The sequence below is a fragment of the Paenibacillus cellulosilyticus genome (genome assembly GCF_003182255.1).
Taxonomy (GTDB): domain Bacteria; phylum Bacillota; class Bacilli; order Paenibacillales; family Paenibacillaceae; genus Paenibacillus_T; species Paenibacillus_T cellulosilyticus.
Window position 1 is genome coordinate 19682 of sequence record NZ_QGTQ01000027.1, and the last position, 23575, is coordinate 43256.

The 23575-nt window shown below is 50.6% G+C and carries 21 protein-coding genes and 1 other RNA gene; 21 read left to right on the forward strand and 1 reads right to left on the reverse strand.

The features are described from left to right. The first annotated feature begins 7 nt into the window (after positions 1-7). The 15 genes from DFQ01_RS23975 (at position 8) to rnpB (ending at position 16357) form a co-directional block, all read left to right on the forward strand. Positions 8-442: a cytidine deaminase gene (locus DFQ01_RS23975; RefSeq protein ID WP_110046440.1), complete on the forward strand. Its 435-nt coding sequence runs from the start codon at positions 8-10 to the stop codon at positions 440-442. Between the two features lie 40 nt (positions 443-482). Next, positions 483-1406: a GTPase Era gene (gene era, locus DFQ01_RS23980; protein ID WP_110046441.1), complete on the forward strand. Its 924-nt coding sequence runs from the start codon at positions 483-485 to the stop codon at positions 1404-1406. Between the two features lie 143 nt (positions 1407-1549). Beyond that, positions 1550-1711, forward strand: coding sequence for a YqzL family protein (locus DFQ01_RS23985; RefSeq protein WP_110046442.1), 162 nt, complete (start codon positions 1550-1552; stop codon positions 1709-1711). A gap of 79 nt (positions 1712-1790) precedes the next feature. Next, entirely contained in the window at positions 1791-2543 is a 753-nt protein-coding gene (recO, locus tag DFQ01_RS23990) for a DNA repair protein RecO (RefSeq protein WP_110046443.1), read from the forward strand. A gap of 154 nt (positions 2544-2697) precedes the next feature. Then, the gene (locus DFQ01_RS23995) at positions 2698-4113 is read left to right on the forward strand and encodes an MATE family efflux transporter (protein WP_110046444.1); all 1416 of its coding nucleotides are present in this window, start codon (positions 2698-2700) and stop codon (positions 4111-4113) included. A gap of 625 nt (positions 4114-4738) precedes the next feature. After that, entirely contained in the window at positions 4739-5617 is an 879-nt protein-coding gene (glyQ, locus tag DFQ01_RS24000; protein ID WP_110046503.1) for a glycine--tRNA ligase subunit alpha, read from the forward strand. A gap of 2 nt (positions 5618-5619) precedes the next feature. Then, positions 5620-7701, forward strand: coding sequence for a glycine--tRNA ligase subunit beta (glyS, locus tag DFQ01_RS24005; protein ID WP_110046445.1), 2082 nt, complete (start codon positions 5620-5622; stop codon positions 7699-7701). Positions 7702-8672: 971 nt separating this feature from the next. Continuing rightward, positions 8673-9482 carry a pyruvate, water dikinase regulatory protein gene (locus DFQ01_RS24010; protein ID WP_110046446.1) on the forward strand — a complete coding sequence of 270 codons (810 nt, stop codon included), beginning with the start codon at positions 8673-8675 and terminating at the stop codon, positions 9480-9482. Positions 9483-9559: 77 nt separating this feature from the next. Then, positions 9560-10048: a YaiI/YqxD family protein gene (locus DFQ01_RS24015; RefSeq protein WP_245946855.1), complete on the forward strand. Its 489-nt coding sequence runs from the start codon at positions 9560-9562 to the stop codon at positions 10046-10048. A 39-nt stretch (positions 10049-10087) separates the two neighbouring features. After that, the gene (gene dnaG, locus DFQ01_RS24020) at positions 10088-11920 is read left to right on the forward strand and encodes a DNA primase (protein ID WP_110046509.1); all 1833 of its coding nucleotides are present in this window, start codon (positions 10088-10090) and stop codon (positions 11918-11920) included. A gap of 36 nt (positions 11921-11956) precedes the next feature. Continuing rightward, positions 11957-13093, forward strand: coding sequence for an RNA polymerase sigma factor RpoD (gene rpoD / locus DFQ01_RS24025; RefSeq protein WP_110046447.1), 1137 nt, complete (start codon positions 11957-11959; stop codon positions 13091-13093). Positions 13094-13158: 65 nt separating this feature from the next. Beyond that, the gene (locus DFQ01_RS24030; RefSeq protein ID WP_110046448.1) at positions 13159-13989 is read left to right on the forward strand and encodes a hypothetical protein; all 831 of its coding nucleotides are present in this window, start codon (positions 13159-13161) and stop codon (positions 13987-13989) included. Continuing rightward, a complete protein-coding gene (locus tag DFQ01_RS24035; RefSeq protein WP_245946856.1) occupies positions 13989-14783 on the forward strand; it encodes a tRNA (adenine(22)-N(1))-methyltransferase in 795 nt (264 codons plus the stop codon). The genes DFQ01_RS24030 and DFQ01_RS24035 overlap by 1 nt, the downstream gene beginning before the upstream one ends. Further along, complete coding sequence (locus tag DFQ01_RS24040) at positions 14759-15880, forward strand: Nif3-like dinuclear metal center hexameric protein (protein ID WP_110046450.1); 1122 nt, start codon at positions 14759-14761, stop codon at positions 15878-15880. Before DFQ01_RS24035 ends, DFQ01_RS24040 begins: the two co-directional genes overlap by 25 nt. Positions 15881-15954: 74 nt before the next feature. Next, an RNA gene (gene rnpB, locus DFQ01_RS24045) (RNase P RNA component class A) lies at positions 15955-16357 on the forward strand. Between the two features lie 227 nt (positions 16358-16584). Here the strand turns inward: rnpB and DFQ01_RS24050 are convergent. Further along, entirely contained in the window at positions 16585-18462 is a 1878-nt protein-coding gene (locus DFQ01_RS24050) for a S8 family peptidase (protein ID WP_245946857.1), read from the reverse strand. Positions 18463-18736: 274 nt separating this feature from the next. Between DFQ01_RS24050 and DFQ01_RS24055 the strand changes: the two genes are divergently transcribed. The 6 genes from DFQ01_RS24055 (at position 18737) to thiI (ending at position 23548) form a co-directional block, all read left to right on the forward strand. Continuing rightward, positions 18737-19237 carry a DUF3907 family protein gene (locus DFQ01_RS24055; RefSeq protein ID WP_110046451.1) on the forward strand — a complete coding sequence of 167 codons (501 nt, stop codon included), beginning with the start codon at positions 18737-18739 and terminating at the stop codon, positions 19235-19237. Positions 19238-19289: 52 nt separating this feature from the next. Continuing rightward, entirely contained in the window at positions 19290-19490 is a 201-nt protein-coding gene (locus tag DFQ01_RS24060) for a DUF1540 domain-containing protein (protein ID WP_110046452.1), read from the forward strand. A 6-nt stretch (positions 19491-19496) separates the two neighbouring features. Beyond that, positions 19497-19925: a hypothetical protein gene (locus DFQ01_RS24065; RefSeq protein WP_110046453.1), complete on the forward strand. Its 429-nt coding sequence runs from the start codon at positions 19497-19499 to the stop codon at positions 19923-19925. A gap of 172 nt (positions 19926-20097) precedes the next feature. Further along, positions 20098-20796: a lytic transglycosylase domain-containing protein gene (locus DFQ01_RS31975; RefSeq protein WP_110046454.1), complete on the forward strand. Its 699-nt coding sequence runs from the start codon at positions 20098-20100 to the stop codon at positions 20794-20796. A gap of 322 nt (positions 20797-21118) precedes the next feature. Beyond that, positions 21119-22273, forward strand: coding sequence for a cysteine desulfurase family protein (locus DFQ01_RS24075; RefSeq protein WP_110046455.1), 1155 nt, complete (start codon positions 21119-21121; stop codon positions 22271-22273). A gap of 60 nt (positions 22274-22333) precedes the next feature. Next, positions 22334-23548: a tRNA uracil 4-sulfurtransferase ThiI gene (gene thiI / locus DFQ01_RS24080; RefSeq protein ID WP_245946860.1), complete on the forward strand. Its 1215-nt coding sequence runs from the start codon at positions 22334-22336 to the stop codon at positions 23546-23548. Positions 23549-23575 lie beyond the last annotated feature (27 nt).

The window sequence follows — 23575 nt, forward strand, 5'->3', positions numbered from 1 at the left end:
TGGATGCATGTCAGAAGCAGCAATCAAGCTGCAGCAGTGGGGCGAGTTGATGGATGCGGCGCGTGAAGCTCGGAATCGGGCCTACGTGCCGTATTCCCATTTTCAAGTCGGTGCAGCGCTCTTGGATAAAGATGGACGTGTGCATTACGGCTGTAATGTCGAGAATGCCGCTTACGGTCCGACGAACTGCGCAGAGCGGACCGCACTGTTCCGTGCGATTGCTGATGGCTGCCAGCCCGGGACGTTTCAAGCGATCGCAGTAATCGGCGATACGGAGGGCCCGATTGCGCCATGTGGTGTTTGCCGTCAAGTGCTGTTGGAGCTGTGCGGACCGGATATGCCCGTTGTAATGGGCAACCTGCAAGGAGATCGAGCGGTCATGACAGTTAGCGAATTGCTGCCTGGCGCGTTCTCGGCGGCTGATTTGAACAAAATAACGTAAAACGGAATAAGTACAGGAAGTGTAGAAGGGATATCAATTGATGAAGAACCAAACCGAACAACGTGGTAAACGCAAATTTCATTCTGGCTTTGTAGCCATTGTAGGAAGGCCGAATGTCGGCAAGTCGACACTGATGAATCATATTATTGGACAGAAAATCGCAATCATGTCGGACAAGCCGCAGACGACGCGGAACAAGATTCACGGTGTCTACACGAAGGACGATAAGCAGATCGTATTTCTCGATACGCCGGGCATCCATAAACCGACATCGAAGCTCGGCAATTTTATGGTCAAATCGGCTGTGAGCGCTCTGGAAGAGGTCGAAGCGGCACTGTTCTTGATCGACGTGTCGGAAGGGCTTGGCGGCGGCGACCGTTTTATTATTGAACAGCTCAAGAAAGTAAAGAACACGCCAGTATTCCTTGTCATGAATAAGATCGATAAGGTTGACCCCGAGACGTTGTTGAAGACGATCGTTCAGTACAAGGATCTGTATGAATTCGCTGAGATCGTACCGATTAGCGCGCTGCAAGGCAACAACGTGGAGACGCTTCTCGATCAGATTGGCAAATATTTGCCGGAAGGTCCGCAGTACTACCCGTCCGATCAAATTACGGACCACCCGGAACAATTCGTTGTTGCTGAGCTGATCCGTGAGAAAATTCTCCATCTGACACGTGAGGAAGTACCTCACTCGATCGCTGTGCAGATCGAAGATATGCGTGTACAGGAGAACGGCGTGGTCTATATCGGCGCAGTTATCTTCGTTGAACGCGATTCGCAGAAAGGCATTATTATTGGCAAGCAAGGCTCCTTGCTGAAGGAAGTCGGAAAGAAGGCGCGGCGTGACATCGAGACGCTGCTTGGCTCCCGCACCTTCCTTGAGCTGTGGGTTAAAGTGAAGAAGGACTGGCGCAACCAAGATCGAGTTCTGAAGGATCTAGGCTTCCAGCACGACTAACGAATGAGTCAGTTGGTCAAGGTGTAAGAGCTGCGAACAATTGACTAATTTTGACAAGGATACGTATTCCCCATTTATCGCAAGCTATAGGGTGTCAGGCAACGTTATGCGGTTTCTGACAGGGCGGAAAGGGGCGAATACGTATGCGAGATTTTTCGTGGAAGTATTTTTCGTTGACCGGCAACGTCGACGCGTTTTTGCTCTACAAGGAAATGCACCAGATTAGCGAGAACAATCCCGCAGAAGATGCAGCCTTCCTCGAGATGCAGGAGATTGAGGAGGAAGGAACGCCAGCTCCCGGCTAGAAGTGGGTAGGTGCGATGCATCGCGGTGTTGCTCCTGAACTGGCGCAGGGCGAATGCCTGCGATGGGAGAAGATAGGGGATGCTGTACCGAACCTGCGCCATCATTATTCGAAGTATGGATTATGGGGAAGGCAACAAAATAGTAACCCTGCTGACGGAGGGCGGCGGTAAAGCGGGTGTCATCATTCGTGGTGCGAAGAAAGCCCGAAGCCGTCACGGCTCGCTCGCCCAGCCGTTTACATACGGGGAATTTGTGTATTTCAAAGGAAACAGCGGCGGGCTGGGCACGCTGAATCATGGTGAGATTATGGAATCTCACCATTTGCTGCGCGAGCGGCTGGAGCTGGCTGCATACGCCTCGTATGCAGCGGAGCTCACCGACCGAAGCTTGCAGGAGGACGAGTCAGATCCGTTCCTGTATGCGCAGTTGAAGGCATGCTTCGAAGCGCTGCAAGCAGACAAAGATCCGCAGATCGTCAGCCACGTGTACGAGATGAAAATTTTGCAGCGTGCGGGTTACGATCCACAGCTGGATAACTGCGTGTCGTGCGACTCCGAGGACGCGCCATTCATGCTTAGTGTTGGAAGCGGCGGCGTATTGTGCAGACGATGCGCACATCGAGATCCGTATGCGATCCGTTTATCCGATGGAACGCTTAAGGTGCTAAGGTTGTTCCGACGTATGGATCTGAGGCGGCTTGGCAGCATTGCGCTGAAGCCGGAGACAAAAGAAGAAGTGAAGAAAGCGATGCGCCGTTTGCTTGATGCGCATCTGGGTCTTCAGCTGAAATCGCGAAATTTTCTCGATCAATTGGATAAATACGAGATATAACGGCACTCATAGGCTAATATGGAAGGGATGTTCGGAAATGTCGAACATCTCTTTCTTTTTTCGGCGTAAATGAATGAATTCGATTACATTTGAGGTTTGACGGTCTTTCCGCATGCCTTTACAATTGCGTCAGACAGGAGGGGCGGTTGACCATATGTTTAGAAAAAATAAAGCTTCGTCTTCTTCGGAAGAGTCGAAGCTGTCGATCTGGGCGCTGACGTGGCCGATCATGATCGAGATGACGCTCCAATTCATGCTCGGTACAGCAGATACCGTCATGGTGAGCCGGATTTCGGACGATGCAGTCGCCGTCGTCGGCATTTCCACGCAATTTTTTAATGCCGTAATCGTATTGTTTTCACTCGTTTGCAGCGGGTCCGGTATTCTCATTGCTCAGAAGTTAGGGGCAAACAAGAAGCTGGAGGCGAGGCAGATCGGCGTGATGTCGGTGGCCATTACAGCGATGATTGGTATCGTTGTATCCATCCTGCTTGTCAGCTGTACGAATCTGTTCATTAACATGCTGAATGTTCCGACTGAAATTCGTTCGCTGGCACATACGTATATGTCCATTGTCGGGGGCGGCATGATCATTACGGCGCTCAATCTGTCGTTTAGCACAACCGTCCGCAATACGGGGGATACCCGTTCACCGATGCTCATTGCAGTTGGTATGAACGTGCTTCATATCGTGCTGAACTACGGATTTATATTCGGAGCGTTCGGATTGCCGAAGTGGGGTCTGTACGGTGTTGCGTTATCGATGATCATTGCTCGTGCGACAGCAATGCTGTTCCAGCTGCGGCTGTTCCGGCACGCATTCGGTGAACGAATTCAGTTCCGCGAGTTTTTGACGTTTAACCGCAAGCTGCTGAAGGAAGTCGTCAAGCTAGGCTGGCCGCTCAGCATGAATGGCGCGTCATGGACGTTCTCGCAGCTAACCATCTTTTCATTCATCGCGACGATGGGGGCCGAGCAGTTGGCTACGCGTACATATCTGAACACCATCGAGTCTTTCGCGTTCCTCTTCGGGATGTCGCTGTCGATGGGCATACAGATTCGTATCAGCTATTTGTACGGAGCCGGCCGTTATCGAGAGATGTACTCCGATTCCTATAAGGTGCTTGTGCGAGGAATCGTCATCGTACTTGTGAACACCGGCATTATCCTGTTGTTCCGTCATCAACTGCTTCAGTTGTTCACCGACGATCAGCGCATCATCGACAGCGCCTTGTCGCTGTTATGGCTCAATCTCATATTGCAGCCGGGCAAAATGTGGAACATGGCGATTGGACAGTCGCTTAATGCAATTGGCGACAGTCGAAACGTGATGTATTATACCCTACCGATCATGTGGTTCTGCGCGGTTGTTGTCTCGTATTACCTTGCCGTACCGTTCGAGTATGGGCTCCTCGGTATCTATATCGGGATGATCAGCGACGAGTATGTTCGCGGAACGGTCAGTTTCTTACGCTGGCGCCATCATAAGAAAACAAAATTCGCATCTGCGTTCCGCTCATCTTCCGCGCAACTTGCGGAGGACGGTTCGACAAAGCCGGTATCGATTTGACAATGGAATGAAAAACGAATACTATATTTCAAGGCAAGTTGAATAAGGGTACATGTACGATGATGGAGAGAGTAATCGGAATGGATCGGCCGTTAAGCGATTCGGGGATAGTGAGAGCCCGGACGGATCATTCGATGAAAGGGCGCTCTGGAGTGCATTTTGTTTAAAAGAGGGTAGAAGCGCTGCCGGCTGTGAGCTGGGTGCAGTGATCTGCCAAGTAGGGTGGAACCGCGGGAGCATGCTCTCGTCCCTACGTCTGATCAATCAGGCGTAGAGGCGGGAGCTTTTTTGTGTCTACATAGGACCGGAGCGATGCCTTGAGCTTGAACATTGAATTAGGTAGTTCAAAAAGTCGTCTTTTGATCACGAAGCGGATCAGGAAGCCTATTCGACGTCGAAGCTTGCGTTCACCTTCGGAGTCCGGAGGTTATGCTTCCGATGCAGGTTTCCGCTGGAAACCTTGTACTCATGCAGGTGTTGCCTACACTGCGTTCCTCCGGAAGTTATTTGCGATACTTCAAGCGTTACAACCTGCGAGCAAATAACTTCAGTTCTCGCAATTTTCTCGGCGGACGAAAACCCGACTTTTTGAACCCATACTAAAAAAGGAGTAGAGCTTATGAAAATGAATTTCCAGAACATGATTCTTACGCTGCAGCAATTCTGGGCAGAGCAAAACTGCATTCTCGTACAGCCGTATGACGTCGAGAAGGGTGCAGGAACGCTGAACCCAATGACTTTTCTCCGAGTAATCGGTCCAGAGCCTTGGAATGTTGCTTATGTTGAGCCTTCCCGTCGTCCAGCGGACGGCCGTTATGGGGAGAACCCGAACCGTCTGTATCAGCATCACCAATTCCAAGTCATCATGAAGCCATCGCCTGACAACATTCAAGAGCTGTACCTGGAGAGCTTGAAGCGTCTGGGCATCGATCCAGCGCACCACGACATTCGTTTCGTAGAAGACAACTGGGAGCACCCAGGTCTTGGCGCATGGGGCCTTGGCTGGGAAGTGTGGCTGGACGGCATGGAAATCACGCAGTTCACGTACTTCCAACAAGTCGGCGGCATCGATATGAACCCGATTGCGGTTGAAATTACGTATGGTATGGAGCGTCTGGCTTCGTACATTCAAGAGAAAGAAAATGTGTTCGATTTGGAGTGGGTTGGCGATGTGAAATACGGTGACGTCTTCCTGCAGCCAGAGTTCGAGCATTCCAAATATACGTTTGAGAAGTCTGACACGGCGATGCTGTTCAAACTGTTCAACATGTACGAAGAAGAGTCGAAGAATGCACTCGAGAGCAATCTCGTATTCCCGGCCTATGATTATGCGCTCAAATGCTCGCATGCGTTTAACCTGCTTGATGCACGTGGTGCAATCAGCGTGACGGAACGTACGGGCTATATCATTCGTGTCCGCAACCTCGCTCGTGCTTGCGCAGCGACGTATCTGGAAGAACGCGAACGTCTCGGATTCCCGCTGCTTAAGAAAGGAGATGCGTAAGAATGGCTAAGGATCTATTGTTCGAGATCGGTCTTGAAGAGGTGCCTGCACGCTTCGTACGCGCTGCGGTAAACCAATTGAAAGATAAATTGTCGAAATGGCTGGACGATTCCCGTATTGCCTATGGCAAAGTAGAAGCTTATGCGACGCCACGCCGTCTGGCCGTACTCGTCAGCGAAGTTGCGGAGAAGCAATCGGACGTAAACGAGGAAGTAAAGGGCCCATCGCGCAAAATCGCACAAAACGAGCAAGGCGAATGGAGCAAAGCGGCACTCGGCTTCGCACGCAGCCAAGGCATCGAGCCGGAGCAGCTCTACTTCAAAGAACTGGCTGGCGTTGAATATGTGTACGGCAACAAAAGCAGCGTAGGCGTTGAGACGGCATCGGTGCTGTCGGAAGGTCTCGTCAGCATCATCTCATCGATGACGTTCCCTAAGAGCATGCGTTGGGGCAGCTATGACCTGAGGTTCGTGCGCCCCATCAAATGGCTGATCGCGTTGTTCGGCACGGACATCGTTTCACTCGAGATTACAGGTGTTCAGAGCAGCAATGTAACGCGCGGCCACCGTTTCCTCGGTTCCGAGACGACGATTGCGAAGCCAGCTGATTATGTGGAAGCACTTCGTGCACAACATGTCATTGTTGACATCGCAGAGCGTGAAGCAGAGATCGTTCGTCAGATCGAAGAGCTTGCGAAGGAAAAAGGATGGGAAATCGCCGTCAAGGAAGATTTGCTCGAAGAGGTTTTGTTCCTCGTCGAGACGCCAAGCGTCTTGTTCGGTACGTTTGATCCTTCATTCCTGAACATTCCGCAAGAGGTGCTCATCACGTCGATGCGTGAGCATCAGCGTTACTTCCCTGTCCTGGATAAGGAAGGCAAGCTGCTGCCATTCTTCGTAACCGTGCGTAACGGCGACCGTACATCGCTTGATGTTGTTGCTAAAGGTAACGAGAAAGTGCTTCGTGCTCGTCTGTCCGATGCGAAGTTCTTCTATGCAGAAGATCAGAAGCTCGCAATTGCAGACGCACTGGCGAAGCTGGAGACGATCGTTTACCAAGAAGAGCTTGGTACGGTGGCTGACAAAGTACGCCGCATCCGCGCCATTGCTGACAAGCTTGCATCGCATGTTGGTGCTGACACAACTGCAGCAGCCGACATCAGCCGTGCAGCTGATATCAGCAAGTTCGATCTCGTAACGCAAATGGTTGGTGAGTTTCCAGAGCTGCAGGGCATCATGGGAGAAGACTATGCGCGCAAAGCAGGCGAACGCGAAGCGGTTGCGAAAGCAATTAATGAGCATTACCAGCCGCGCTTCGCAGGTGACCGTGCGCCGGCAACGCTGCCAGGTGCCATTGTCAGCCTGTCCGACAAAATCGATACGATCGTTGGCTGCTTCTCGATTGGTATTATCCCAACGGGCTCGCAAGACCCGTACGCACTGCGCCGTCAAGCAGCTGGTATCGTACAGACTGTACTGTCGCAAAGCCTGCCGCTCGCACTCGGCGACTTGATCGATATCGCAATCTCGGTTCACGAGCAGCGGGGCTTGAAACGTTCTGCCGCTGACATTCGCAAAGACCTCTATGACTTCTTCGCCCTGCGCGTGAAGAACGTACTGACGGAGCAAGGCGTACGTTACGACGTGGTTGATGCGGTTATGGCTGCTGGCTTCGACAACCTGAAGCTGACGGTTGAGCGCGCGGCTGTACTGGCTGCACGTGCGGCTGGTGAAGCGAAGGATGAGTTCAAGCTGGTCGTTGACGCATGGAGCCGTGTGAACAACCTGGCTGCGAAAGCGGAAACGTCTGAAGTGAACGAAACGTTGTTCGTGGAAGCATCCGAACGTTCGCTGTACGATGCTTGGAAGTCCGTTCATCCGACGTATACGGAGCAGCTTGCAAGCGGCAATGTTGCCGGAGCACTGGAGTCGCTCGCATCGCTTAAAGCTCCGATTACGGGCTATTTCGATTCGGTTATGGTTATGGCGGAGCAGGAAGAAGTTCGTCGCAACCGTCTCGCGACGCTGGCATCGATTTCGGCAGATATCGTGAAGCTGGCTGACGTGAGCAAGCTGGTTTGGTAATAAGCTAAAACCTTTAGCTGAATCGAACGCTGCGATGGGCAGATCATTCTTCCGATCGCTGTTGTCCTCGGATTGTTCTGATTATATAAATTCAGAATTGGTAACAATCCGAGTGACAAAGGCGAACGCTGACGCTTCTCCAGAATGATACTGCCCTCTCCGCTGAAGGTGGCGCTACGCGCTTAACCTATTTTGGGGAGATTGATCGTTCGCGTCGTTAACTCCGCTCACGGTAATTTAAAGAGTTTATGGAGGGCCTTGGGGTCCTCCATCTCTGCGATTATCTTAACTTGGGAGAAGGTAAATAATACCTTCACGTCAAAGTAGGTAACGTGCGTCTTAAATACAAAATTGCCTACGTAATATGTTTAAGGTGCACTGATGCAGCGAATGCTGCAATTTTTTCGTTTTATGTGATTTTGGTTAGGACAAGGCGGGTCAATAGACTAAGAAAGCAAAGACACTAACGGATGTAACAGCGCTTATTTGGCTTAAAAAGCAGCTTTTCAAATTCTAACGGACGTAGTAGAGCTTATTTGGTCAGAATTCGATTAAACAGAGTAATTTGACCCCAATAGCCTCTCTTGTAACCGTTAGAATATCTATCTGCCTCCCAAACGCGAAATAACGTTTGTGTCAACCGTTAGGCATCTACTAAGTACGTAGAGTTACTTTTGCTTTACGGTTCCGCGAGTCCGAATTGGACGAGCGTTCAATCATTAAAAAGGAAAGCAGTTGGCATGAGGCGGTCGTGGAGCGAAGGTGTGGAATTGTTCCGTAGAAACGAAGTGTTCGCCTTTGTCTCCGGATTGTTACCTTTTCTGATCTTATCTAATCAGAACAATCGGGAGACAACAGCGATCGAAGGAACATTCCACACCGGAGCGGGGGTTAGAGCACGAACACACGCACTAATTGGTACTTCAACTAACCTACCACCCAGCCTCATGCCAAATGCTAAGGAGCTAGGTATGGAACAAAATCTGATCGTTTATGTCGTGTCTGACTCCGCGGGCGAGACAGGCGAATTCGTTGTCAGAGCAGCTGCGGCGCAATTCCATCCGATTCATGCGGATATTCGCAGAGCTCCCTTTATTCAAGATGTGTCCGCGCTTGAGCGTGTCGTTCAACGAGCAAAGCAGACGGGCGGCATCATTTTGTTCACACTCGTCATTCCAGAGCTTCGAGAGGCGCTGATCCAGCTTGGTCGTACGCAAGGTGTTGAATGCATCGACCTGCTTGGTCCGCTTGTCGCAAGCCTGGAACGCCAGACGGGTAAGTCTGCAAGGCAGGAGCCAGGGCTGAATCATGTACTGGACGCCGATTATTTTCGCAAGGTGGATGCCGTCGAGTTTGCTGTCAAATATGACGACGCACGTGATACGACGGGCGTACTCAAGGCGGATATCGTTCTAGTCGGGGTTTCTCGTACTTCGAAGACGCCGCTGTCGATGTACCTGGCTCACAAGAAATATAAAGTTGCCAACGTTCCGCTAGTACCAGAGCTGAAGCCGCCGAATGAATTGTTCGAGATTCGCAAGGACAAAATTATTGGTCTTACAATCGGCGTTCCGTACTTGAACATTATCCGCAAGGAACGGCTCAAGGCACTGGGCCTTCCGGATAGTGCGGCATACGCAGCGACTTCTCGAATTGAACAGGAGCTGGCCTATGCCGAAAGTATTATGAAGAAGCTGGATTGTACGATTATCGACGTATCTTTCCGCGCGGTGGAAGAGACTGCAAGCCTAATTATGGAACGGATTCGTCTTCAGAGTTAGGTTTGAGCAGGATTTTAATAAGCGATGCCGTATATAATAGTACGGTATTTCATTAACTATGAATGGTGATGTTAGCTATGCAGCCCCAAATGCAATCCGCTGCACAGGAAAGAGTGATCCTCGTCGACGCCGATGCTTGTCCGGTCAAACGTGAAATTGCTCTCGTTGCAGAGCAATTTAAGGTTCCCGTCATTATGGTATCGTCCTACGACCATTGGCTTGAGCCGTCAGCGGGCGTTCAGGTGATTCAAGTTGACCGCGGGAACGATTCGGTCGATTTGTACATCGTCAATCTTGTGAAGCGGGGGCACATTGTCGTCACACAGGATTTGGGGTTGTCATCGCTTGTGCTTGCGAAGGGCGGTCTAGTGCTTTCTAACCGAGGGGAAGAAATCGTCGAGGAGCAAATCGGTTACTTGCTGGAGCGTCGTCACGAATCGGCACGAAGACGCCGAGCCGGAGGCAGGACGAAGGGGCCAAAGGCATTGACCGACGAGGATCGGATTCGGTTTCAGCAAAAACTGACAAAACTTTTGAGCCCACGGCAGGAGTTTAGTCAGCCTTAGCGAATAGTAATTAGGTGCAAGAGGATAAGGGTGAGTAATGTGGCATACGGAAAAATTCCGGAATCCGCCATTGAAGCGGTACGCAATGCGCATGACATCGTGGAGACGGTAGGGAAATACGTGCATCTCACCAAGAACGGGAAGTACATGAAGGGCCTATGTCCGTTCCACTCGGAGCGAACGCCGTCGTTTACTGTAACGCCCGAATTGCAAATCTTCCATTGCTACGGCTGTGGCAAGAGCGGCAACGTCATTCGATTCATCGCTGAGATTGAAGGGTACTCCTTTCCCGAAGCGGTACGCGTATTGGCAGAGGAAGCGAGCATACCCGTTACTTGGGCTGACGCTGCTGATGCAGGACCTCCTGCGGATCCGAACCGAGACAAGCAGATTGAAGCACATGAGCTAACGGCCAAGCTGTATCATCATTTATTGATGAATACGAAGCAGGGGCAATCAGCACTTGCTTATTTGCGTGGACGGGGAATGTCCGATAAGTTGATTGACCAATTCTCGATCGGATATGCGCCAGAGTCTTGGGACACGCTCGCCAAGTTTCTGGATTCAAGGAAGTTTCCGCTTCCGCTGATGGAGAAGGCTGGTTTATTGTCATCAAAGCAGGATGGCAGCGGGTACGTGGATCGATTTCGCGGACGAATCATGTTTCCAATTTGGAATCGTGACGGCAAGGTGATTGCTTTCGCAGGACGTATTATGGGGGATGGCCAGCCGAAATATTTGAACTCGCCGGAATCACCGTTATTTACGAAGAGCCGCACGCTGTACAACTTCAACAATGCTCGGCCGGATATACGCAAACGGCGCAAAGTGGTCGTATTCGAAGGGTACATGGACGTCATTAAGACGTGGAGTGCAGGCATTCGGAATGGTGTAGCGACGATGGGAACGGCACTGACGGACGAGCATGCAGCGATATTAGCTCGATCGGCTGATGAGGTCACGATCTGTTATGATGGCGACTCTGCTGGTAAGGCAGCCGCTATGAAAGCGATACCCATGTTCGAGAAAGCAGGAATGACCGTATCTGTCGCCATGCTGCCAGGCAACATGGATCCGGATGAGGCAATCGAGGCGTATGGACCGGATGCTTTTTTACGAGATGTAATGGATCACCCCGTGTCTGCAGTGAAATTTAAGCTTATATATTTGCGAAAAAACCATATGCTAGAAGAAGATGAGGGCCGTCGCAAATATTTGCTTGAAGCATCGAAAATTGTGGCTGAGCTTGAAACAGCGACTGAGCGCGAAATGTACATGAAAGAGCTGTCACGCGAGTTTGGCGTTTCGATGGATGCACTGAAGCAGGATGTCCATGCGGTACGCTTGACAAATCAAAATTTGCAAAGCCCAAGGGATAATAACGATTTTTCGTGGAATAATGGTAGGAATGAAAAGCGTCCTTCGTCTTTTGGACCACCTACATTGCTCCCTGCCTACCAACAGGCTGAACGGAAATTGTTATCCGTCATGATGCGAGACGCAGCAACGGCTCGGACGGTGCACGATCAGCTAGGCGATGCTTTTTATGTTGAGGATCACGCAGCGCTTGCTGCTTATTTATATGCATTTTATGCGCAAGGTCATGATCCTGATGTCAAACGGTTCATCTCCACGCTTCAAGACGATCGTCTTGAGCGGACAGCCGCTTCGATTCTGTTAATGGACGGCGATTTTTCATTCAATGAGCAGGTGCTCAACGATTTCATTCGGGAAATTCGTAAAGTTCCTCTTTTACGCGAGTTGGAACAGAAGAAGGAGCAGTTGGTGCGGGCGGAGCGATCCGGAGACATTGCGCAGGCTGTGCAAATTGGAATTGAGATTATAACCCTAGAAAAAGAACTGAAGGAATAGCAGGATGATCGTTTCTAGGGAGGAGGGAGTCGGAATATGGCGAATGATCAACATACTGAACTAGATACGGAGCAGAAGCTTGAGTTGGTTAAAGACCAACTAATCGATCACGGTAAGAAGAGATCCTCCTTAACGTACAAAGAGATAATGGAGAAGCTTGCCCCATTCGATCAGGATCCTGAACAAATCGATGAGTTCTTCGAGCAGCTTGATGACTTGGGAATTGAGGTCGTCAATGAGAATGACGATGACTCCCGGATGGGTCGGGACGAGCATGATCGGGAGAGAGATCAAGAGCACGACGAATTCAATTTCGATGATGATCTATCATTGCCGCCAGGCATTAAGATTAATGATCCAGTGCGCATGTACTTGAAAGAAATTGGACGGGTTCCGCTGTTGTCGGCTGACGATGAGGTGGAATTGGCTAAGAGGATCGAGAAGGGCGATGAAGAAGCGAAGCGTCGTCTTGCAGAAGCAAACTTGCGACTCGTCGTAAGTATTGCGAAGCGTTATGTCGGACGCGGCATGCTGTTCCTCGACTTGATCCAGGAAGGCAACATGGGTCTGATCAAGGCTGTCGAGAAGTTCGACCATACGAAAGGGTACAAATTTAGTACCTACGCAACATGGTGGATTCGTCAAGCCATTACGCGTGCGATCGCCGATCAGGCGCGTACGATTCGGATTCCAGTCCACATGGTAGAGACCATTAACAAGCTTATCCGGGTTTCCCGTCAATTACTGCAAGAGCTGGGACGCGAACCGACGCCAGAAGAAATCGCGGCGGAGATGGAGCTTAGCACCGATAAAGTTAGAGAGATCATGAAGATTGCACAAGAGCCAGTATCGCTGGAAACACCGATTGGTGAGGAAGACGATTCGCATCTTGGTGATTTTATCGAGGATCAGGAAGCACTTGCGCCGGCGGACGCAGCCGCTTATGAGTTGCTGAAGGAGCAGCTTGAAGATGTGCTGGACACGCTGACGGAGCGGGAGGAGAACGTACTTCGCCTTCGTTTCGGACTCGACGACGGGCGTACGCGCACGCTGGAGGAAGTCGGCAAAGTGTTCGGTGTTACGCGCGAACGGATTCGCCAGATTGAGGCCAAAGCGCTTCGCAAGCTGAGACATCCAAGCCGCAGCAAGCGGTTGAAAGATTTTCTTGAATAATCAGCAAGGACCTTTCTGCTTCATGCAGCAAGGTCTTTTTTTCCAAATCTGAAGGGGAGCGGATTATGGATCAGCAACGAGGAAAAGTCATTGTACAAGAAATTGAGTACTGGCAAAAAAGCAAGCTGCTGCCGGATCACTACTGTGATTTCCTGCTAAATCTGTATGCTGAGCAAGCGGATCAATCGAAGCCGTCGAACCGGTTAACCGGGCGTGCTGCCGAAGCTGCAAGAAGCGCTTCAGGTAAGCAATGGCTGTTTGCAATTGTCTTTTTTTCCTTGATTTGCTTCGTTGTACTTCATTTTAACGCTTTTCATCCGCTATTGCAAATAGGTGTAACGGCTGTCGGCTTCGTGCTTTTGCTGTGGTACGGGCAACGAATGCGGCGTAAAAATGAGGCTGCAGGTATCGCTGTTATCGGGATGGATATGCTAGGATTGCTTGGTATGGGAATTTATATTCTGCATCAGCATGACGATAACAGCTGGTCTTCAAAAGCACTGCTGCTAGCGGGCTGTGCACTGCTGTGGATTTGTTACGGGATTGGCGCCCGACTATCGCTGCTGCATTTGGCTGGATGGGTTGTACTTATTTTGCTATATGCATGGGTGCTGGCAAGACGAGATGTTGAACCGCCTTGGTATGAAATTCAGCTCTATTGGGTGCCGATGACGTTCGTATTCGCGTGGTTTAGCTGGTTTATACAGCGTTGGTCGCGTCCCGTTGCTGCAGTGCTGTTCATCATCGGCTGCTTCATCTGGTTTATGCCGGAGCTGTATAGTACGATGTTTGTTGAAGATCGAGCATGGCCGCAGTTGATTATGTTCGCCAAGATCGCGATAGGCGGAGGGCTGCTGTTTGGATTAAGAAAACAATGGATTGCGTGGGTCGCTTAATGATAACGAAATTGTCTCATCGGCTTGGCACAATTGCTGAGCTAGTGCAAAGCGGTGCGCGTGTAGCCGATATCGGCTCTGACCACGCGTTGCTGCCGGTCTATCTTGTGTCTACGGGGAAGTGTCCTACTGCTGTCGCCGGTGAACTGAACCAAGGTCCGTTCGAAGCAGCTCGGAAACAGGTTCGCGAAGCAGGACTGTCACAGAAGGTTGATGTTCGTAAAGGAAATGGCTTGGCGGTTGTCACACCTGGTGAGACGGATACGATAACGATTGCAGGAATGGGCGGTCACTTAATCGCTTCGATTCTAGAAGAAGGCCGTGTCGCAGGGAAGCTGGAGCATGTAAGCGAGCTTGTGCTGCAGCCGAATGTCGGTGAGGATGCGGTTCGTCATTGGTTGACGGAGCATGGCTGGTCGCTCATGGAAGAGCGAATTCTAGAAGAGGATGGCAAAATTTACGAAGTGCTTCGAGCAATACGCTCGGAAGAAGCAGCATTACATAACAACGAGTTATATCAACCATCGCGTCTGCCTGTTCAATCGAATTCGGAAGTATCCATTAGCAGCGAAGAGGCAGTAGAACTTCTGTATCGATTCGGACCGTATTTGCTGGTTGAACCAACCGATGTCTTTTATCTCAAATGGGATAGTGAGCTTCGCAAAATGGATCGCATATGCGGGCAGATGGAGCAGTCTGGAGCGGAAGAGGCGATTACTCGAGCCAAGCAATTCCGTCATGAAATGGCGCAAATAGAGGAGGTGCTTACATGTTTGCGAAAGGACAAACCGTAGCGCAGCTGATGGAGCAGCTTGCTCCAAAACATTATGCTGTCGAAGGAGACCGCATCGGACTTCAGCTCGGTACGCTCAGCAAACCCATTACGAAGGTATTGGTTGCGCTAGACGTTACGGATGCGGTGGTAGATGAAGCGATTGAAGCAGGTGCGAATCTGATTATTGCGCATCACGCAATCATTTTCCGACCACTGGCTAAGATTGATACATCGACACCGGCAGGCAGGCTGTATGAGAAGCTTATCAAGCATGATATCGCTGTTTATATCGCGCATACGAATCTCGATGTGACGGATGGTGGTATTAACGATTGGATGGCCGATATGCTTGGTATCGCAGCAGAAGGCCGTACGAGCCTCGAGGAGGTACATACGGATAAGCTGTATAAGCTTGTCGTGTTCGTTCCGGAGACGCACGGAGAGCTCGTGCAGCAAGCGTTGTGGAATGCTGGCGCTGGTGCGATTGGTAACTATGACAGCTGCAGCTTCGTTATTGAAGGAACGGGGACGTTCCGTCCAGGAGCCAATACCGATCCATTCATTGGCAAGCAAGGCAAGCTGGAACAGGTGAAGGAAGTACGCATTGAAACGGTGGTGCCGCACAGCATTCATCGTGCAGCTGTTCAAGCGATGCTCAAGGCACATCCTTACGAAGAGGTTGCTTACGACTTGTATCCGATCGATCTGAAGGGTCGTTCATTTGGTCTTGGACGTGTTGGCAAGCTGGAGCAGCCTACTACAATGGGTGAGCTGGTCGAACGAGTGAAAGCTGCGTTTGAGGTACCGTATGTGCGTGTTGTAGGCGATTTGAATGCACCTGTGAAGAAGCTTGCAGTTCTCGGCGGCTCCGGTGCAAAGTATGTTCGAGCAGCATCGTTTGCAGGCGCCGACGTGCTCGTAACAGGCGATATCGACTACCATACGGCGCATGATGCACTAGCAGACGGCATGATGATTATTGACCCTGGACATAACGTTGAGAAAATAATGAAGCAGCGCGTAGCTGACTGGCTTGCGGCTCGTCTAGCAGAGCGAAAATCGACGACAGAGGTCGTCGCTTCAAGTTTATCGACGGAGCCGTTCCAATTTGTATAACGTTTGGATGCATTGGTTAACGATAATGGGTTGAGCTTTCGTAAATTTGCAGGTATACTAACTAAGCGAACCGGAAAGTTTGACAGACAATCGCTGGCGGCTATAGGCCGCGAGAGGAAAGTCCGGGCTCCGTAGGGCAGGATGCTGGATAACGTCCAGTCAGCGCGAGCTGAAGGATAGTGCCACAGAAATGGACCGCCGATGGCCGGCTTACGCCGGATCAGGTAAGGGTGGAACCGTGGTGTAAGAGACCACGAGGAGTATAGGTGACTATATTCCTGGTAAACCCCATCTGGAGCAAGACCGAGAGAACGCAGCGCTGCAAAGCGCACCCTTGCCCGGGGCGTGTTCGGGTTGGTTGCTTGAGCCGTTCAGCAATGTTCGGCCTAGATAGATGATTGTCGCTAAGTAGGTGGGAGGGTCGTTCCCGTTTGCACCACCGAAAGTACAGAACCCGGCTTACGGCAAACTTTCCGCACGATCCAAATAATGGATACAATAAAGAGTTGGCTCTGCGTCATGCAATCATGACAGCAGCGCGCAACTCTTTTTTTGTTCCTTCGCTGCTCAACCCAAAATAAAAATAAGCGCGACCGAGTCAGTCTCAGCCGCGCTTTTTCTATAACATACTAGCTTGCTCGAACGAAAGCTGTGCCCGCTAGGGCATGCGACTTCTTGCAGGCAGTCAATTACCCGCAAAGCCCCTATGATTTCCCCAGCTTGCGCGCAACATTATGCGGATAACGCTGCAGCGAGACAGCCGATTGCTCTGCGGCATCGAGCGCTTTGACGACGTCGATTTGGCCATAACCAAAGTAGTTGTCCTTGCCTTTATCGCCCAGATCTTTTGCCGTCTGCCGGATAATGTCCATTACTTCCGTGTTCTTCAACTGCGGATTAATGGAACGAATTAGCGCAGCCAGTGCGGCTACGTGCGGACTTGCCATCGAAGTGCCAGACAGGGCAGCATATTGGCTGCCAGGATAGGTGCTTGCGATCGCGTCGCCTGGAGCGGCTACGTCAATGTAGTCGCCGTAATTCGAGAAGGAAGCTCGCTTGCCATTCTGGTCAGTTGCAGCGACAGCGAGCACTTCTTTATAAGCGGCTGGGTAACCCGGACGATCTGTGTTGTCATTCCCGCTTGCTGCGACGAGAACAACGTCATGGTCGAAGGCGTATTTGAGCGCATCGTGCAGAAATTCGGCTTCTGCATAGTTGCCGAGGCTCATGTTGATCACCTTGGCACCGTGGTCAGTAGCCCAGATAACACCTTGTGCGACGGAGTAGGTAGAGCCAGCACCACTGCTGTCGAGTACTTTGACTGGCAATAATTTGTTATACCAAGTCATTCCGGCGACCCCTTCGCCGTTGTTGACGGATGCAGCTATAATGCCTGCTACGTGTGTGCCGTGGCCCACATCGTCGTCGGGCGCATCTTCTTCACTTACGATATTCATCCCTGTGGCGAGCTTGCCTTTCAAATCAGGGTGATCGGCTTGGACGCCTGTATCCAGCACGCCTATAAGGATGGTATCGCTGCCTTTGCCGACACTCCATCCCTTCTCTGTGCTAATCGTAGGTAAATTCCATTGATATTCTTTATAAAGCACATCATTCGGAATAATCGACCTATGATTATCCGATAATGCTGATGGCTGGCCTGATTGTATTTGACGATCGTTCGTCATATATAAATAATGGGGCTCGACATATACCGGCTTCCAGCGCTGCTGAAAATAACGCATCATCGTCTTCGTTTCCATCTTCTTGGAGCGGAACACAAACGTGTAACCAAGCTTCTGGACAGAAATCGCATTAATATCTTTGCGAATTTGTGCCAGTTCAAGATCGGACGGATCTGTATGGAATCGAACGACGACCTCGTTAATGTGGTAGTGGCTTGCGCCGCCGTTGTCTTCGCCTGTTCGTACAGTTGTCTCTTCTGTGGAGTTCGCTTTCACGGACTCGACGCGATAATGTCCTTCAGCTGGATAAGGGACAAGCCGCAGGTTACGGCGTTGATGACGTTCGACTTGGCCTACAACATCCTGCTTCACGAGGCCGACGACGCCACTGCCAAGATGCTTCGGCTCAGGGCTGCCTAGTACGATGTAGCGTTGCCCGTCTTGCATGAACGGGGAAGACGAATACTTATCTCCTTTGGCTACAGCTGCACGAGCTTCCTTGAGCAACTTCACTGCTTTGTCGCCAACATTGTCTGGTATGGCGCCACGATCAACCGACCGCTTAGGGTTCATCCAGCTAACGTAGAGCATATGCTTATGCATGTCCATCATGTTTTTGATTTTCTCGTTCTTGGTAGAACCTTCAGTATGTCCCGAAGCTAGATGCGCGAAATCCTTTGTGCATTCGGTCGTACACAGCATCGATGTAGCGTCCATATCATGCTGCATAATTTTGAGCTTGCTAGCTGTTTCAGCCTTGACGGACTCCGCATGTGATTTGGCGGTAGGAGCTGGTGCTGACTTGCTTGCTTTTGGCTCAGAACAGGACGTAAGGGGCATAACCATTAGTGCGGCTGTTGCCAAAGCGATCCAGCCTTTCCATTGTTGTTGTCGCAACTATTATTCCTCCATCTCCCCAATATGGGGCTATTCGCAGCATTCCTCCTTAGAGTAAGAAATCGGGATGTAAATTATGCGGAGAATGAGCGAAGGAGTGTACCATCGAGCATTTATTTATGGTACGATAATAAAGATTTTGTTGAAATATAAGTCGCGATAAGTCATCGATTTATGTAGGCTTATATTTTACCGGTATGAAACGCTGCTAGCACCACTCAGACGCCAGCAGGCCGTTTTACTTCGACGGGATAAGAAAGGGGAGCAACTCCATATGCCAGTTGCCAACGTTAAAGGTTTAAGCGAAACAACACACGCGAAGCTGAAGGAAGCTATTGTTCAATTAGAGTCGTTCCTGAACGAATATGCAGTGCCGCAGCTTGTGAATGGCGATACGAGTGAAGGCGCGGCGCTCTTCTATAAAGGGCTGCTCGCGGATCTGCGTCATCTGCTCGTTTACTCGGAGACGGTATATGAAAAAATCGGTATCGTCCTGCGCCGTCCGAACTTCGATACGGAAGCTGCTGAACGCAGCCTGTACGAGGCATACCATCAAGCGGTTGCAGCATTCTTCTATCCGAAGAACGAGTGCTACTCGGAAGATGGCCGTTACGCTTACACGGGTCAAGATGCCATTCGTTTCCGTTTTGTTCCGACTCGTCCGGCACGTGAAATCGTATTGTCGGTATCCAAAGTGTATGAAGAGCTTCGTGATGAGCTGGCTTACTACGAGAATGACTACATGACACAGCGCCGCATGCAAGGGCAAAAATAACCTCGCATGTGCTCGCCTCCGCTGCGGCAAGCTAGTAGCGGAGGTGATGGTGATGCCAAGTGGCGTCAAGTGCAGCGTGTCGAATTGTACATTCTGGAAGGAAGGCAATCGTTGCAATGCCGATCAGATCGAGGTCGATTTAGACGCGCATGCCTCATTTTATGCGGAGTTTGCAAGTGAATCATTTATCGATCATCAGGATGAAGCAACTGAATCATCTGTCACCTGCTGCCAAACGTTTCGGAAGAGGTGACTTAAGATGGGCAACGATTGGGAAGATTGGAGTTCACAGCCTGAAGAAGAATCGAACCATCATCATCCGCGCCGTACGGTATGGAGAAGACGCAAGCGGCGGGATGATGCGGAATTTTCGGCTGAAGCAGGAGCATTTCCAAGTTATACGGGCTATTTGCCAGATGCGCACAAGCGCCACGAAGCACATGTATATCAAGAAACGACGCGAAGGTCATCGTCAACGGCTTCATCTACAGTCGGATGGGTCGGCCTTATATTCGCCATTGCTTCTTGGTTTCTGTGGCCGGTTATTATGGGACCGACTGCAGCTGCACTAGGCTTGTACGCATTCAGTACAGGCAGTCGGGCGCTTGGCATATGGGCCATGACGCTTGGTATTATTGCGGCTGCTGTCTATCTAGTGCTCATACCGATCTATATGGCAGCCCGATGAATGTAACGAAGCCGGTGTTTCCGATTATCGGAAATATCGGCTTTTTGTCGAAATCGGACTTTAAGCGGATATAGTTAGGACTGGCGAACTGTGCCGAAACCATGTAGAATAATATCGAAACATGCGTAGGTATCATTTTATAACAAATTACTTGGACATCGGGAGAGATCATATGAGTATCGATCCACGTACTATGGCGACCCTGCTGAAGATGCAATGGACGAGTCAAACAAGCGGCGATTATGCAGCATCGCCTTTCACTGCCGTAACAGGCGACGGTGATTCTACAATATTTGACACATTACTGTCGCAATATATGTCAGGAGCAAGCATTGATACTTCGGACTTGTCGACGTATACATCGCTCGCATCACTTGGACTCGGTGACAATATCGTACCGCCAATTGCAGGTCTTGATGATTTGATGTACGCTTCGCTTCAACAACAGTCGGGCGCTACGGCTTCCTCGACGGAGTATGATACATACATTAATGAAGCTGCAGCGAAGTATGGCATCGATCCATCACTCATACGTGCGGTTATCCAAACAGAGTCGTCCTTCAACTCGAACGCCGTTTCTTCTGCTGGGGCGAAGGGCTTAATGCAGCTTATGGACGGCACGGCAAGAAGTCTTGGCGTAAACAATTCATTTGATCCAGCGCAAAATATAGAAGGAGGCACGAAGTATCTGGCCTCACTGCTGGACAAATATAACGGCAATGAAGCAGTGGCACTCGCTGCTTACAACGCTGGCCCAGGACGCGTAGACCGTTTACAGATCTCAACGAACGAGCAGCTCCAAGCGATGGCGTCATCGCTCCCAGTCGAGACCCAACGTTACGTAGCAAAAGTGCTGGCTGCTAAGTCGTAAAAAGACGAACTTTCTTACACTAATATTTTCAATTCGTCGGAAGGCTCCGTGAGGAGCCTTTCTTGATTTATAAGTATCTTTTCTTCCTTTATTTACAACACAATAAGTAAGCTGTGCCCATAAGGGCACGCGAGTCCCGCCACCTAAGTATGCGACCGCACCTCTGCTCATCCCACGTTTTTCCTTCCGGGGTCCAGGGAACGGGAGTCCCATGGGGTCCTCCCTAGCAGGGAGGATTTAGGTGGGTAGAAATTTTAGATTGTAGAACTTTATAAAGAAAACAACGGGGTTATAGGGGCGGAGCCCCTAAGGAGGCATTGCCATGCATTATTTCGATCACTGTGCTTCAACGCCGCCACGCGAAGAAGTCATTCAGACGCTCGCGGAAGTGATGCGCATTCATTATGCGAATCCATCTTCCATTCATCAGGCTGGTGCCGAAGCTGGTCAGTTGATTGAGCGTTCGAGAGGGCTTATCGCGAAGCTATTCAAGACGAAGCCAGAGGAATGGGTATTCACGTCGGGAGGAACGGAGAGCAATAACCTCGCAATTCGAGGTGTGGCCAAACAGTTTGCAAGCCGCGGGAAGCATTTGATTACGACGATGGTGGAGCATGCCTCCGTGTACGAAACGTTCCAGCAATTAGAGCAGGACGGCTATAACGTTACGTATTTGCCGGTGGATGAGCGGGGGGTTGTGTCAATCGAGGCGCTGAAAGCGGCGCTAACGGATGAGACGATTCTCGTGAGCATCATGCATGTGAATAACGAGAACGGTGCTATTCAACCGATTGCTGAGATTGGCCGATTGCTGAAGGAGTATCCGAAAACACTGTTCCACGTGGATGCTGTACAAAGTATTGGCAAGCTGCCAATTGAATTGACAAGCTGGGGCATCGATCTTCTGTCGGGTTCGGCTCACAAGGTGCGAGGACCAAAAGGGGTTGGCATTGTATACATTCGAAGCGGGCTATCTATTGCGCCGTTGCTCACTGGCGGTGAACAGGAGCGTGCGCTGCGTGCAGGCACGTCGAACACTCCGGCAATCGTTGCATCAGCAAAGGCGTTCCGAATGGCGATGGAAGCGGCAGAGAACCATAACAAGCAATGGACCTTGCTTCGCAATCAATTAATTGATCGGCTATCTCAAATACCGGAGTTAATCGTGAACAGCAGCAAGGACTCACGCCACTCGGCTCCACATATCGTTCATTTCAGCTACCCTGGGATGAAACCGGAGGTAATGGTTCATGCGCTGGAGAAGCTAGGATTTGTCGTCTCGACCAAATCGGCTTGCTCCTCCAAGGATGACAAACCATCGCGTGTTATTTTGGCGATGTCGGGTGATGCAAGACGTGCGGCCAGCGGGATCAGAATCAGCTTTGGGGACGAGCATACGGCAAGTGATGTGGAGCAGCTTGCAGATGCCATTGGGCGTACAGTAGCTGATTTGAAGCCAATGGAGAGGAGAATTTAATTGTCGTCAACAATGAGATCAGGATCTTTGAACGAAGATCAACATCACTCTGCTTATGATATGGTATTACTGCGTCTAGGCAGTGAAATTACGGTGAAGGGGAAAAACCGTCATCGGTTCGAGCAAGTGCTCGCGGATCATGTACGCAAAGCATTGCGTCCATTTGAGCGGGTAGTCGTACAGCATACGTACGGCAGACTGTATGTGATGCTTAATGAGCATCCATACGAGGAGGTAGCAGCTGCGCTGCGTGACGTATTCGGCCTTGTCTCATTCAGTCCGGTTAAGAAGGCGGAAGCGGAACTGGATGCGATTCGTGATACTGCATTGGCTGTATTCAGAGCGAATAAAGGACCGAAGAGCACATTCAAAGTAACGGTTAAACGCGGCTGGAAGCAATTCCCCCATAATTCGATGGAAATGAACCATCAGGTTGCTTCGCATGTCCTGCGTGAAACACCGGAGCTGAAGGTAGATATTCGTAATCCCGACGTGGAGCTTCGTGTGGATATCCAACAGGGCGCGGCATATGTGTACTGTGACGTCGAGCAAGGAGCAGGTGGTTTCCCTTACGGTGCGAACGGCAAAGCGCTGCTGCTGCTTTCTGGCGGCATTGACAGCCCCGTAGCCGGATGGCTTGGCATGCGGAAGGGTTTGACGCTCGAAGCTGTTCATTTCCACTCCTATCCGTTTACAAGCGAGCAAGCGAAGGAGAAAGTTGTCACGCTCTCGAAGCGGCTGCTTCATTATACGAATGGCAAGTTCAAGCTGCATCTCGTGCCGTTCACCGATATTCAGACGAGCTTTGCTCAAGCTGGCCAGGAACGGCTTATCATTACGTTGATGCGGCGCGCAATGCTTCGCATTACAGAAATGATTGCAGAGCGCGAAAGTGCCCATGCGATCGTGACGGGCGACAGCCTTGGTCAAGTCGCCAGCCAGACGCTCGGCAGCATGAACGTTATCGGACGAGCTACAGATCTGCCGCTTCTGCGGCCGCTCGTTATGATGGACAAAGTCGATATCATTCGAATCGCGGAGCAGATCGGCACGTATGAGACGAGCATTTTGCCTTATGAGGATTGCTGTACCTTGTTCGTACCGAAGTCGCCAACGACGAATCCGAATCTAGAATCGGTCGAGAAAGCGGAAGCGACGATCGACAACCTTGATGAGATGATCGCTCTCGCCGTTAAGAATACGGTAACTGTCGTTTTGAAGCAGGATGAGGCCGAGAAAAAGGCAGCAGAAACAGCAGAAGACCGCTGGTTCTAAATTAACCTTTACAATAATGATAAAACA